This window comes from Candidatus Devosia phytovorans, assembly GCA_029202405.1.
In the GTDB taxonomy this organism is placed as follows: domain Bacteria; phylum Pseudomonadota; class Alphaproteobacteria; order Rhizobiales; family Devosiaceae; genus Devosia; species Devosia phytovorans.
Map to the genome: position 1 here is coordinate 1062429 of CP119312.1, position 12480 is coordinate 1074908.

General features: G+C 62.8%; 12 protein-coding genes. 9 read left to right on the top strand and 3 right to left on the bottom strand.

Features of this window, described 5'->3' with window-relative positions; all coding sequences use genetic code 11:
* The first annotated feature begins 49 nt into the window (after window positions 1-49).
* The 5 genes from thrS to P0Y65_05295 all read left to right on the top strand — a co-directional run bounded on the left by thrS (window position 50) and on the right by P0Y65_05295 (window position 5313).
* Entirely contained in the window at window positions 50-2035 is a 1986-nt protein-coding gene (gene thrS, locus P0Y65_05275) for a threonine--tRNA ligase (protein ID WEK05667.1), read from the top strand.
* Window positions 2035-2265 carry a hypothetical protein gene (locus P0Y65_05280; protein WEK05668.1) on the top strand — a complete coding sequence of 77 codons (231 nt, stop codon included), beginning with the start codon at window positions 2035-2037 and terminating at the stop codon, window positions 2263-2265. Before thrS ends, P0Y65_05280 begins: the two co-directional genes overlap by 1 nt.
* A 147-nt stretch (window positions 2266-2412) precedes the next feature.
* Window positions 2413-2835: an alternative ribosome rescue aminoacyl-tRNA hydrolase ArfB gene (gene arfB / locus P0Y65_05285; GenBank protein WEK06737.1), complete on the top strand. Its 423-nt coding sequence runs from the start codon at window positions 2413-2415 to the stop codon at window positions 2833-2835.
* Between the two features lie 67 nt (window positions 2836-2902).
* Window positions 2903-3901: an NAD-dependent epimerase/dehydratase family protein gene (locus P0Y65_05290; GenBank protein WEK05669.1), complete on the top strand. Its 999-nt coding sequence runs from the start codon at window positions 2903-2905 to the stop codon at window positions 3899-3901.
* 14 nt (window positions 3902-3915) lie between these two features.
* A complete protein-coding gene (locus tag P0Y65_05295) occupies window positions 3916-5313 on the top strand; it encodes a phosphomannomutase (GenBank protein ID WEK05670.1) in 1398 nt (465 codons plus the stop codon).
* Between the two features lie 150 nt (window positions 5314-5463).
* Here the strand turns inward: P0Y65_05295 and P0Y65_05300 are convergent, their stop codons facing one another.
* On the bottom strand, window positions 5464-7290 hold the full coding sequence (locus P0Y65_05300; GenBank protein WEK05671.1) for a hypothetical protein: 1827 nt from the start codon (window positions 7288-7290) through the stop codon (window positions 5464-5466).
* A gap of 77 nt (window positions 7291-7367) precedes the next feature.
* A complete protein-coding gene (locus tag P0Y65_05305) occupies window positions 7368-8360 on the bottom strand; it encodes a hypothetical protein (protein ID WEK05672.1) in 993 nt (330 codons plus the stop codon).
* Between the two features lie 180 nt (window positions 8361-8540).
* Here P0Y65_05305 and P0Y65_05310 point away from each other — a divergent pair, with 180 nt between their 5' ends.
* From P0Y65_05310 to P0Y65_05325, 4 genes are all read left to right on the top strand, one after another.
* Window positions 8541-9119 carry a nitroreductase gene (locus P0Y65_05310; GenBank protein WEK05673.1) on the top strand — a complete coding sequence of 193 codons (579 nt, stop codon included), beginning with the start codon at window positions 8541-8543 and terminating at the stop codon, window positions 9117-9119.
* Window positions 9120-9205: 86 nt separating this feature from the next.
* Window positions 9206-10006 carry a transglycosylase SLT domain-containing protein gene (locus P0Y65_05315; protein ID WEK05674.1) on the top strand — a complete coding sequence of 267 codons (801 nt, stop codon included), beginning with the start codon at window positions 9206-9208 and terminating at the stop codon, window positions 10004-10006.
* 125 nt (window positions 10007-10131) lie between these two features.
* Window positions 10132-10287, top strand: a complete 156-nt coding sequence (locus P0Y65_05320) for a hypothetical protein (GenBank protein WEK05675.1) — start codon at window positions 10132-10134, stop codon at window positions 10285-10287.
* A 127-nt stretch (window positions 10288-10414) separates the two neighbouring features.
* Window positions 10415-11623, top strand: coding sequence for a DUF2336 domain-containing protein (locus P0Y65_05325; protein ID WEK05676.1), 1209 nt, complete (start codon window positions 10415-10417; stop codon window positions 11621-11623).
* Between the two features lie 59 nt (window positions 11624-11682).
* Here the strand turns inward: P0Y65_05325 and P0Y65_05330 are convergent, their stop codons facing one another.
* A complete protein-coding gene (locus P0Y65_05330; protein WEK05677.1) occupies window positions 11683-12459 on the bottom strand; it encodes an NAD kinase in 777 nt (258 codons plus the stop codon).
* Between the last annotated feature and the right edge of the window lie 21 nt (window positions 12460-12480).

The following is a 12480-nucleotide window of genomic DNA, read 5'->3' on the forward strand; positions in this document are numbered from 1 at the left end:
CGCGCTTGCTGCGATTTTGCGGCATGAACCTCATTTCTGGAGACCTACAATGACGATCAAGGTGACGTTCCCCGACGGTGCAGCTCGCGACTATGCGCGTGGCACCACCGGGACCACCGTGGTCGAAGGCATCTCCAAGAGCCTGGCCAAGAAGACGGTCGCGATGCGCTGGAATGGCGCGCTGGCCGATCTCAGCGATGAGCTCAACGAAGACGGCAGGATCGAATTCGTGACGCGCGACAGCGGGTCCAAGGATGTGCTGGAGCTGATCCGGCACGATGCCGCACACGTGCTGGCCGAAGCGGTGCAGGAGCTGTGGCCGACGACGCAGGTGACGATCGGTCCGGTGATCGAGAACGGCTTCTACTACGACTTCAAGCGCGACGAGCCGTTCTCGGAAGAGGATTTCCCGGCCATCGAGAAGAAGATGGCCGAGATCATCGAGCGCGGCGCCGCCTTCACCAAGGAAATCTGGACGCGCGATCAGGCCAAGGAATTCTTCAAGGCCCGGGGCGAGAACTTCAAGGTGGAACTGGTCGATGCCATTCCGGCTGATCAGTCGCTCAAGATGTACAAGCAGGGTCAGTGGATCGATCTCTGCCGTGGGCCGCATATGCGCACGGTCAAGGATGTCGGCATGGCCTTCAAGCTGACCAAGGTGGCGGGCGCCTATTGGCGCGGCGACAGCAACAATCCGGTGCTGAGCCGCATCTATGGCACGGCCTTCGCGAGCAAGGACGAACTCGACGCATATCTCCACATGGTGGAAGAGGCGGAAAAGCGCGACCACCGCAAGATCGGCCAGGAGATGGACCTCTATCACTTCCAGCCGGAAGCGCAGGGGTCGGTGTTCTGGCATCCGCGCGGCTATGTGCTCTACAACCAGATGGAGGCCTATATCCGCCGCCGTCTGAACGAGAGCGGCTATGTGGAAGTGAAGACGCCGCAGCTGATGAGTTCGAAGTTCTGGGAGCAGTCGGGCCATTGGGGCAAGTATCGCGAGAACATGTTCGTGGTGCCCGATGAAGTGCCGGGGACGGAAGAGACTGGTCCTGTTCTGAGCGGCAAGGGCGACCTGATGGCGCTCAAGCCGATGAACTGCCCGGCGCATGTGCAGATCTTCAACCAGGGCATCAAGAGCTATCGCGATCTGCCGCTGCGCATGGCTGAATTTGGCTGCTGCCATCGCAACGAGGCGCATGGTGCCCTGCACGGGCTGATGCGCGTGCGGCAGATGACGCAGGACGATGCGCATATCTTCTGCCGCGAGGACCAGATCCAGAGCGAGACCGAGCATTTCGTGCATCTGCTCTATTCGGTCTATGCCCACATGGGCTTCGACAATGTCGTCATCAAGCTCGCCACGCGGCCGGAAAAGTTCGGCGGCACGGTGGATCGCTGGGATGCGGCCGAAAAGGCGCTGGGCGATGCCCTGCGCGCCACCGGCTATGACTTCGAGATCGCCGAGGGCGAGGGTGCTTTCTATGCGCCCAAGCTCGAATTCCACCTGCGCGACGCGATCGGTCGTTCGTGGCAGGTCGGCACGTTGCAGCTCGACTATGTGCTGCCGGAGCGCCTTGACGCGACCTATGTGGCCGAGGACGGTTCGCGGCAGTATGCGGTGATGCTGCATCGCGCGATCCTGGGATCGCTCGAGCGCTTCATCGGCATGCTGATCGAGAATTATGCCGGCAAGATGCCGATGTGGCTGGCGCCGACGCAGGTGGTGGTCGCGACCATCGTGTCGGAAGCCGATGACTATGCCGAAAAGCTGGTGAAGCAGCTCAAGGCGGCGGGCATTCGCGCCGAGCTCGACACGCGCAACGAGAAGATCAACTACAAGGTGCGTGAGCATTCGGTCGGCAAGGTGCCGCTGATGTTCGTGGTGGGCAAGCGCGAGGCCGACGAAGGCACCGTGTCGGTGCGTCGTCTCGGGACCGAAGGCCAGAAGGTGCAGCCGTTCATGGATGCGCTGGTCAGCCTGATGGCCGAAGGCACCCCGCCTGACCTCAAGGACAAGGCACAGGCTGCCTGATGCCGCTGCGCCCGTCCAACCGCGAGATCAAGGCCCTGACGCATCTTGGCGAAGAGAATGCGCTGGGGCCGGACGACTTCAAGGATATCGGCGAGAAGGTTTTCGCCGGCATGCTGAAGAAGGGCTGGGTGGTGGAAGCCGAAGGCCTGCCAGGCAAGTATCGCGCGACGATCAAGGGTCTGACGATCCACGAAGGTGAGATTATCTTCGCCGGACGGTTGCGGAAGTAAGACTCTCTGTTGGGTACCCCCACCTAACCTCCCCCTGATAGGGGGAGGGACCGCGCGGTGGTTGCGGTGATATGTTGCCCGGAACTGGATAAGTCCCTCCCCCTTTTCAGGGGGAGGCTAGGAGGGGGTATTCTTTCTTTGCCAGATATGATCCCCATCACCCGCTCCGTCTCCATCGATCCCGGCGAGATCGAGGAGACATTCGTGCGCGCGTCCGGGCCGGGCGGGCAGAATGTGAACAAGGTGTCGAGCGCGGTGCAGCTGCGCTTTGACCTGGCCAATTCTCCCAATATTCCCGAGGCGATGAAACGGCGCGTGGCGGTGCTGGCCGGTAAAAGGCTGACCAAGGATGGCGTCATTGTCATCATTGCCAATTCGCATCGCGATCAGCCGATGAACCGGGCCGATGCGCTGGAGCGGCTGGTGGGCCTGTTGATCGAGGGATCGCATGTGCCCAAGGCAAGGGTGGCGACGCGGCCGACGCTGGCCAGCAAGCGGCGACGGCTGGAGGGCAAGTCGGTGCGATCCGAGGTCAAGCGGATGCGAGGCAGTCCGCGCGATTCCGAATAAGTCGATATGGTAGCGTCAGAATTTGCGTGTAGAAGTATCGCCGGGTCGTGTTTGACGTGAGGGCAGATTGAATATTTTCGTGACCGGGACGGCCGGCTTTATTGGTTTTCATCTGGCGCGGCGGCTGTTGGCGGAAGGCCATCGGGTTACCGGTTTTGACGGGCTGACCAATTACTATGATCCGGCGCTGAAGCGGGCGCGGCTGGACTTGCTGGCAGGGCCGGGTTTTACCCAGGTCGAAGGCATGCTGGAGGATGCGGCGGCGCTGGAGGCGGCGGTTGTCGCCAGCGAAGCCGATGTCGTGGTGCATCTGGCCGCACAGGCAGGCGTGCGCTACAGCCTCGAGGCGCCGCAGAGCTATATCCAGTCCAATGTGGTGGGCACGGCAAACCTGCTGGAATCGCTGCGCAGGCACACACCGAAGCATTTCATCTTTGCCTCGACCAGCTCGGTCTATGGCGGGAACACGAAATTTCCCTTTGCCGAGACGGACCGGGCCGACGGGCCGGTTTCGCTCTATGCCGCGACCAAGAAGTCGGGCGAGTCGATGGTGCATTCCTACGCGCATCTGTTCGGGATTCCCTCCACCTGCGTGCGGTTCTTCACGGTCTATGGACCGTGGGGGCGGCCGGACATGGCGCTGTTCAAGTTTGCCAAGGCGATGCTGGAAGGCGGGGAGATCGACGTCTATGGCTTTGGCAAGATGCGGCGCGATTTCACCTATGTTGACGACCTCGTCGCCTCGATCACCGCGCTGATGGAGCGGGTGCCGGAACAGGGCCAGCCGGTCGAGCATGACAGTCTCTCGGCCGTGGCGCCGTTCCGCGTGGTCAATATCGCTGGCGGCAAGCCGACGGAGCTGATGGATTTCATCCGCACGCTGGAAAGCGCCGCGGGGGTGACGGCCAAGCTCAACATGCTGCCGATGCAGCCGGGCGATGTGGTGGCGACGGAATCCGATACGCGGCTGCTGCAGGCGCTGATCGGCGCGGTGCCGGAGACCTCAGTCAGCGAAGGCGTTGGCCAGTTCGTCGCGTGGTACAAGAACCACTACGGACACAATTGAGCGGAGAGATCGCCTTGAGCAGTCTGAAATTCGGAACCAGCGGATTGCGCGGTCTTGCCGTTGAGCTGGAAGGGCAGGCGGCCCGGCGCTATACGGCGGCCTTCCTGCGTCATCTGGCCAAGCTGGGGCAGGAAAAGGGCGGGCGCGTCTATCTCGGGCAGGATTTCCGGCCGTCGAGCCCGGCCATCGTGGCCGACTGCGCGGCGGCGATTGCCGCAGCAGGGCTGGAGCCGGTCGATTGCGGGACACTGCCGACGCCGGCGCTGGCGCTGCATGCCATGGCTGCGGGCTGTGCCGCGATCATGGTGACGGGCAGCCATATCCCGGCCGATCGCAATGGGCTGAAATTCTACGTGCCGGCCGGCGAAATCAGCAAGGCGGATGAGGCAGGGATTCTGGCGGCGCTCAATGACGAGAGCGTGCCTGATTTGGCTGGCGCAATTGCCGATGAGGCCGATGCTGCAATGGAGCGCTATTTCGAGCGTTTTTCGACGCTTTTGCCGGAGGGCGCTTTCGCCGGTCTGCGGATCGGCGTGTTCGAGCATTCGACCGTGGCGCGCGATCTGCTGACGCGGATTCTTGGGCACTATGGCGCGGAGACGGTGAGCCTGGGCCGGATCGACGGCTTCGTGCCGATCGATACCGAGGCCTTTGGCGACGCCGTGTTCGAGCCGCTCAAGGGCTGGATCGATGTGCACAATCTCGATGCCATTGTCTCGGCGGATGGTGATGGCGACCGGCCGTTGCTGATGGATGCGGCGGGCGAATTCGTGCGCGGTGACGTGCTTGGCCTTCTGACGGCGCGTTATCTTGGCGCGCGGGTGGTGGTGACGCCGGTGACGTCCAATTCGGCGATCGAGCGGACTGGGTCCTTTGCCGAGGTCGTGCGCACCAAGGTGGGCTCACCCTATGTGGTAGCGGGTATGGAGACGGCGACAGGCTCGACCATCGGCTTTGAGGCCAATGGCGGGACCTTCGTGGGCAATGGCGTGAGTGCGACGGGCGAGCCGCTGCCGGCGCTGCCGACGCGCGATGCCGTGCTGCCGCTGCTCTGCGTGCTGGCCCTGGCGGCGGGCAAGGGTATTGCGGTGAGCGAGCTGGTGCGAAGCCTGCCGCTGCAGCATGCGCTGGCGGATCGGCTGCAGGATGTGCCGAGCGAGAAGAGCGGGGCGTTTCTGGCGCGGCTGGCGGGTGATGCTGCTTATGCCGAGGCGGTGTTTGTGCCGCACGGGATTGCCGATCTCTCGACCATCGACGGTCTGCAGTTCCGCACGACGTCGGGCGACATGGTTCATTTCCGTGCGTCGGGCAATGCGCCGGAATTGCGCTGCTATGTCGAGGGGAGTTCACCCGAGGTGGCAAGGGAGCTGCTGGCCTGGGGCATGGCGGTGGCGGCGAGGGAAGTCGGGTAGTCGCGAAGACGAGTCTTGGCGGGTACCCCCTCCTAGCCTCCCCCTGATAGGGGGAGGGACCGACCGGTTTATTTTACTGGATATTGCCCCAAACTCGATCTAATCCCTCCCCCTTTTCAGGGGGAGGTTAGGTGGGGGTACTCTTGCTTCTTATTTTGCCGTCGCGTCGATCGTGACCTTGCCGAGGAGCACGGTCGGGTCGTCTTCGGCCATCATGAAGTCCACCATGCCCAGGCCCGCCGGTTCCCTGGCGGTCATTTCGATGGTCAGGTTCTTCGCCTTGCCACTGACAAAGCTGCTGACGGCGCCGCCGACCTTCTGGGCTTCTGCTGCGCCGGCCAGGATGCCGATCACCGTGCCTTCGGCGAGGCCCGCAAAGATCGGGCGCATGGTTTCGGCATTGCTGCCCTGTTCGGCGGCCACGGTCGCCAGGACGAGATCGGAAATGCCTTCGTCCTTGACCTCGACCTTGAGGTTGGCCAGAGCCATGCCCATGGCCGCCATCATCGACAGATCCTCATCCCAGCTGAACAGGTCTTCGGTGGCGTTGATGATCTTGCCCGACACGGCGGCGACGCCGAGGTCGACACCCGATACCGAGAATTGGTCGATGGTGATCGTGTCTTCCGCCTCACTCCAGGAGGCATCGACGACAAAGCCGGCATCGATGGTGGTGAGGCCCAGGTCGATCAGCTGCTGCAGCTGCGGATCACCGGAATCCTGGGGCAGGTCGACGACGATCTTGCTGGCCGAAGTGTTGAGGTCGGTCGGGATGCCGTTGAAGTAGTTGCCGAGCGTCAGGTCATAGGCGCCGATGGCGACATTGATGCGCTCGCCGTCGGTCTCCATATCCGGAATGTCGATCACCAGGTCGCTGAGCGAGAATCCGGTGAAGGCGGGCACCAGCTGCTGGGCATTGGCGGTGAGCCAGGCCTCGTCAATGCCTTCGGGTGCTCCGAGCACGGCGGCGATCGGGCCGCTCAGGTCCATTTCCTTGATGGTGGCATTGGCCAGCGTGATGAGGCCATCGCCTTCGACGGCGATATTGAAGCCGTCCATGGAAATGGCGGGATAGACGCCCGGGCGCATGCCGTCCATCGACATGCTGGCGATGGAGAAGCTCAGCGGCTTGTCATCGGAATCGAGGCCCTCGCAGGAGAAGCCGTCGAAGGTGATCGGGGCGCTCTCGAAGGCGGTGAAGAAGTCGGCATACATGCGCAGCAGGTCGCCGATCTGCTTGGGTGACGGGTCGTTGCCGTCTTCAAGCGTTTCCACCAGCGCGAAGATTTCGACGAAGCTGGTCTTGAGCGGACGGGCCTTGAGCTCGGGAGCGGTCATGCTGCCCATGGTGCAGCTGACGTCATCGGCCTCGAAGGTGCCGCCCTCGAAGACGAAATCGGAATAGATGGTCTGAAGCTCAGTGCTGTCGTCGGCAGTCACCAGGCCATACATGCCCAGGAGGGCCGCAATATCGACATTGGCGGCGGACATGGAGCCATAGTCGCCACTGCCATCCTCGCCGGCGTCGAGGGTCGTGCTGGCCAGCGAGAAGCTGGCGGCAGCGCCATCGGTCACGTCGCTGAGGACGATGTCGGAGAAGGTAACCACGCCGCTTTTGGTGTCGCCGTCGGTCGTCGTGGTGATCGAGAGGGTGATCTCGGGAATGGTGATGCTGGTCGCGGTCAGGCCTGCCAGAGCGTCGGCATTTTCCACCAGGGCGCCGCTGAAGATGGCACGGATGATCTCGTCATCGACATTGGAATCAACGGAATCGATCTCGGGGATCTCGACGTCGTATGTCGTTGATGTCTCGGAGGCGCTCGATTGGGTGGTGCCCTTGTCCTTGACCTTCTGGGCCCAGGCCGCCTGGGCGGGCAGGGCCACGCTCAAGAGACAGGCGGTGGCGAGAAGGCTCAGGCGCTTACCCAGACTGGTGTTGATCACCATGGTGGTTTCTCCGCTGTTGGTCGTCGGCAATGTTAGTCCATGGCTGCAATGCTTCAATAGCCAAAGACATCAAGTGATCCGGCAAGGATAGGTCGTCTTTATGACGGTCAATAAACTGTTGTCAGAACTTCGATTTCGCGCAAGGCGCCAGGCTGGACCTGGAATTCGCGATTGAACACCTGGCTGCCCTGTTTGGCGAGGACGAGATAGTCACCTTCAGAAAGGACCGTCGAGGGAAAGGCGCTGAGTTCGGCAAAGACGGTGGCGCCGTCGGCGGTCTTGACCGTCCATTCGACGTCGGCAATGGCTTCGCCGCCGGCCTCGGACACCAGCTTGAAGGCGACCTGGCTGGCGTGGTGGTAGAGCGTGGCATCGGTCAGCTGTCCAGCCTCGACACGCAGGTCGGCGCGGACCACGGCATTGATGACGCCGAAGCGCGAAACGATGTGATAGGTGCCGGCATTGAGCGTGACGATCTCGTTGGCGCTGAGGTTTTCGGCCACCATGGCGCGGTCGTTTTCCTCGCCGGCAGTGTAGATGTCGAATTTGAGCAGATCGGGCGGGATCGAGACGTCGCCGGTGACGGCAGAATTGAGCCGCAGCGCGCCGGCGTCGAGGACGAAGGTCTTCTCGTTCTGGCCGGGAACGACGGAGAGTGGTTCGCTGGTCTGGGCGCGGCCATAGGCAACGTGGACCATATATTCGCCGGGCGGGAGTTCGAGTTCGGGCTCGCCCTCCTCGGACTTGGCCGCCAGCGCCAGTTCACCCGAGGCATCTGGCTGGGTGTCGAAAATGCGCCAGACCAGGCCATCGGGAATGGTCGTGCCGTCCTCGGTGATACGGGCATTGAGCTGTACCGGTTGCGGGGCCGAGGTGATGGCGGTGATGGCCTCGGTGGCAGGGGTTTGCGATGGCTGCTCGGCTTGCGGTGGCGTTGCGGGCAAGCTCGCCGGGTCGGGACGCGGACGGGGCAGGGGCGGCAGGTCCGCAGCGGCTTCACCGCCAGTTTCCTGGGCAGTCGCGACTGTGGCAAAGGGGACAAGGGCAGGCGTTACGGATGCCAGTGCGAGCAGAATAGTCAGGAGTGGTCGCAGGCGCATCTGATCTCCGGTCGGCAGCTATTGAATCGGTTTGCCGTGGTAGGCGGTGATTGGGGAAAAGCTGTGTCACAGACCCGCCGCGATGAAAACAGCGCAGATGGCCGATGTCCTGATTTTGTTCGCGCTTCTGGTGTCGCAGGGCGCTTGGGGCTAATGCTCACGCATGAATGGAGACTCGCAATGTCCACAAATCAAGCTGTCCGTGACTACCTGCTGACCCGCCGCTCCGTCGGCATGGCGTTCCTCAAGGAACCCGGGCCCGATGCAGGACAGCTCGAGGACATGCTGACCATTGCGACGCGCGTGCCCGACCATGGCAAGATCGCGCCGTGGCGGCTGGTGCTGATCGAGGGCGAGGACCGGGTCAGGGCGGGCGAACAGCTGGCCGCGATCTACAAGGCGCAAAATCCAGGAGCGGACGAGGCGAGTGTCGAGATCGAGCGCGGGCGCTTTCTGCCGGCGCCGCTGACGGTGGTGGTGATTTCATCGCCCAAGGATCATCCGAAGGTGCCCGCATTCGAGCAGCTGCTGTCGGCGGGCAATGTGGCGTTCAACCTGGTGCATGCCGCCCATGCCCTGGGCTTTGCGGCGAGCTGGGTGACGCGGTGGTATGCCTTCGATGACCAGGCGGGCGCCATGCTGGGCGTGCGGGACGGCGAGCGCATCGTGGGCATTGTGCATATCGGTACGCCGAGCATGACGATGGACGATCGGCCGCGGCCGGCGCTGGGCGATGTGGTCAGTCGGTGGGGTGCGTAACGCCTTGGCAATGATGGTTAACGAGCGGTTAACTCCTCCGATGCTTTAATGACGGCTCACGCGATTCTGCACGGGTTTGCCTTCTGATGGGCGTTCAGCCAATTTCGGTTCCACAAAGCCTGGCCTATGTGCTGACGGCCGCCGGCGACCGCAATGGCGTGGATTTCGACTATCTGCTGCAGACGGCCATGCGCGAGAGCAGCCTCAATCCGCAGGCCAAGGCCTCTACGTCGTCGGCTACAGGGCTGTTCCAGTTCATCGAGAGCACCTGGCTGCAGGTGCTCAAGGAGGAGGGTCCGCGGCTGGGCTATGGCGATATCGCGGCCCAGATTTCGCGGACTTCGGGCGGGGATTATACGGTCAGCGATCCGCAGGTTAAGGCGCAGATCCTCGAGATGCGCAAGGATCCGCAGATGGCGGCGGACCTGGCGGCGGCTTTCACCAAGTCGAACGGCGACTACCTGACACAGCGCTTCGGCCGGCAGCCGAGCGCGGGCGAGCTCTATATTGCGCATTTCCTCGGCGCGCAGGGGGCGGAACGCATGTTCAATGCTGGGCTGCAGGACCCGGACCAGATCGCGGCGAACCTTTTTCCCAAGCAGGCATCGGCCAACCGCGCAATCTTTTACGCCGATGGACAGCCGCGCACGATCCGCGATGTCTATCGCGTGCTGGTGGCCAAGCATGAGGGTGGCAGCGGCATGAATGCCAATTTCGCCGTGCAGCAGATGGCCGGGCAGCCCGCTGCGCCGGTGCCCGATCCGATCCCGTCGCGCTTTTCGCCGGACAACATGTCCTTCACCGGCCTGTTCAAGACGGAAGAGGATGTGCCGGCGACGACGACCAGTGATGGCGGCGGTTTCTTCACGCAATTATACGCGCAATAGGGCTGGGAGGCGGAGCGTCCGCGTTATCAAAAATGCAACCAATCCAGTTAGGGCGGTCTTTAGAAGGCAGAGTGTTTATTTGTGGTGTTGAGTGGCCTTTGCCCTCACGCATGAGGAGGGCGTCGATGCGCCGTTCAACAACGACTGTACAGGCTGTTGCTGCACCATCCATTCCGCGGGGCTGGATCCTGATCGCCGCCGCCATCGCGAGCTGGATGCTGGTAGTCGCGGTGTTTGCCGCAACCACGCAATTGTTCGGCTTGGTCGCCTCCGGCTTCTAAGGCGTTTCAGCTTCGCTGGATCCCGGCGCGCTCGGCGCAAAGCGTTGCCACACGGCAATATCTTATGGTGAACCGTTCCTTAAACCTTCATCCCTAGGGTGGACTTCGCAGGTGTGCGGAGTTTGGAATGGTTGCGTATCAAGAGTTTGTATCGCTGTCCCAATCGCAGGTGAGCGAGGATCGCGGTAGCGCGGCTCATCTTTCAGCCCATGCCTATCTCAATCATGTCGGTCCCGCCGATGAACACGCCGCGCTCTATGCGGCGCTGATCGGCTTTCTCGATGATCCGTCGGTGAAGGTGCGTGCGGCACTGGCGTACGGGCTGCTGCATTCCAACGAGGCGCCGCGGCCGATCATGCTGGCGCTGCTGCATGACAGCGCGATCATTTCGCGCGCGGTGATCCAGTATTCGCCGGTGCTGATCGATGCCGACCTGATCGGATTGATCAAGACACTCGATCTTTCCATGCTGGTTGCAGTCAGCCAGCGCGTGCAGCTGAGCCCGCGCCTGGCGGGCGCCATCATTGCGCGCGAGCAAGGGCAGGTGACGTTGCGCCTGCTGCGCCGGCACGAAATTGCGCTGGGCGATGCGCTGCTGACCCAGTTGACTGTTTCATTGGCCGACGATGCCGAAATGCGGGGTGCCCTGCTGGCGCGGCGGGATCTGCCGGCGGCGGCCCGACTGCTGCTGGTGCAAAAGGTGACCGAGGCGCTGCGTGGCGCCCGGATCGTCAAGGGCGCACTGGCTGGCGACCGGCTCGATCGCATCCTGCGTGACAGCGGCGATACGGCGCTGACCTCGATTGGCGAACGCGAGGCGGTGCAGGCCAAGCCGGGCTATGTTTCCGAGCTGATCGTCACCGACCGGGTCAATACGCGCGTGCTGCTGCATGCGGTGGTGACCGGGCATGTAATGTTTTTTGCCGATTGCCTGGCCGAGCTGGCGCAGGCGCCGCGGGCCAAGGTGTTTTCGCTGCTCGAAAGCGGCAGCCGGCCGGCGCTGAATGCCCTGCTGGTGCGGTGCGGGCTGGGCGAGGGCGTGCGGAACCTGGTGGCGCGGCTGGTGCTCTATGCGCGATCCAGCGATCTGGCCGACGATGCCGGGGCGCGCCACTATGTGGTCACGGCGCTGACAGAAGAGCTGATCGCCGAGCATGACGGCGTCATCCCTGAGGAACTGGAAGAGGCTTTCGCCTATCTCAGCGAGCAGAATATCCTGCTTGCCCGCAAGGCGGCACGCGGTGTCATGGCTGCATTTGCTCTGGACGCATCGGCCAATATGCCCGCCCTGCCGGGCGACCGCATCGAGCCCAGGCTGTCACTGCCTGCGGCCTAGATCTTTGTCGGTCGCGCTTTCGAACCGCAAAAGTGGTATCCACTTTTGCTGAAAACGCTCTAGAACTTGAACTGCTCTGTGAGGACGCGCTCTTCGAGGCTCGTGCCGGGATCGAAGAGCAGCGTCACGCCATGGGTACGGTCTTCGGTGACCGTGACTTCCAGCACATTTTGCAGCTCGACATTGTCGGCGACGGCGCTGACCGGGCGCTTTGCTGCCTCGCGGGTGATGAATTTCACCTCGGCTCGGTTCGAGAGAATGGCGCCGCGCCAGCGGCGGGGGCGGAAGGGCGAGATGGGCGTGAGGGCCAGAAGTTCGGCCTCGATCGGAATGATCGGGCCGTGGGCCGAAAGATTATAGGCGGTCGAGCCGGCGGGAGTGGATAGCAGCACGCCGTCGCAGATCAACTCGTCGAGGCGCGTCTCGCCATCGACGATGATCTGGATCTTGGCTGCCTGATAGGTTGAGCGAAAGAGCGAGACTTCGTTGAGCGCCAGTGCGGTCTGGGTCTTGCCGGAGGTGTCGAGCACGGTCATCGATAGCGGGAAGATGCGCGTGGGTTGGGCGGCAGCAAGGCGCTGGTCGAGGTCGTGTTCGGAAAAGCCGTTCATCATGAAGCCGACCGAGCCAAAATTCATCCCGTAGACGGCGATGTCGCGTCGCATGGTGCGGTGCAGGGTCTGCAGCATCAGGCCATCGCCGCCGAGGGCCACGACCACAGTGGCATCCTCCAGCCTGTGATCGCCATAGCGCGCCTGCAGGCGCGCCGCAGCGGTATCGGCTTCGGGCGTGCCATTGGTCACAAAGGAGATTCGGTCGGTAGTCGATTGGGACACAAGCCGGTCTCCGGTAGCAGT

Excerpts from the sequence above, each read along its gene's own strand:
- P0Y65_05280 (WEK05668.1), top strand. The coding sequence starts at position 2,035 with ATGCCGCTGCGCCCGTCCAACCGCGAGATCAAGGCCCTGACGCATCTT.
- P0Y65_05310 (WEK05673.1), top strand. The coding sequence starts at position 8,541 with ATGTCCACAAATCAAGCTGTCCGTGACTACCTGCTGACCCGCCGCTCC.
- P0Y65_05325 (WEK05676.1), top strand. The coding sequence starts at position 10,415 with ATGGTTGCGTATCAAGAGTTTGTATCGCTGTCCCAATCGCAGGTGAGC.
- P0Y65_05320 (WEK05675.1), top strand. The coding sequence starts at position 10,132 with ATGCGCCGTTCAACAACGACTGTACAGGCTGTTGCTGCACCATCCATT.
- thrS (WEK05667.1), top strand. The coding sequence starts at position 50 with ATGACGATCAAGGTGACGTTCCCCGACGGTGCAGCTCGCGACTATGCG.
- P0Y65_05305 (WEK05672.1), bottom strand. The coding sequence starts at position 8,360 with ATGCGCCTGCGACCACTCCTGACTATTCTGCTCGCACTGGCATCCGTA.
- arfB (WEK06737.1), top strand. The coding sequence starts at position 2,413 with ATGATCCCCATCACCCGCTCCGTCTCCATCGATCCCGGCGAGATCGAG.
- P0Y65_05315 (WEK05674.1), top strand. The coding sequence starts at position 9,206 with ATGGGCGTTCAGCCAATTTCGGTTCCACAAAGCCTGGCCTATGTGCTG.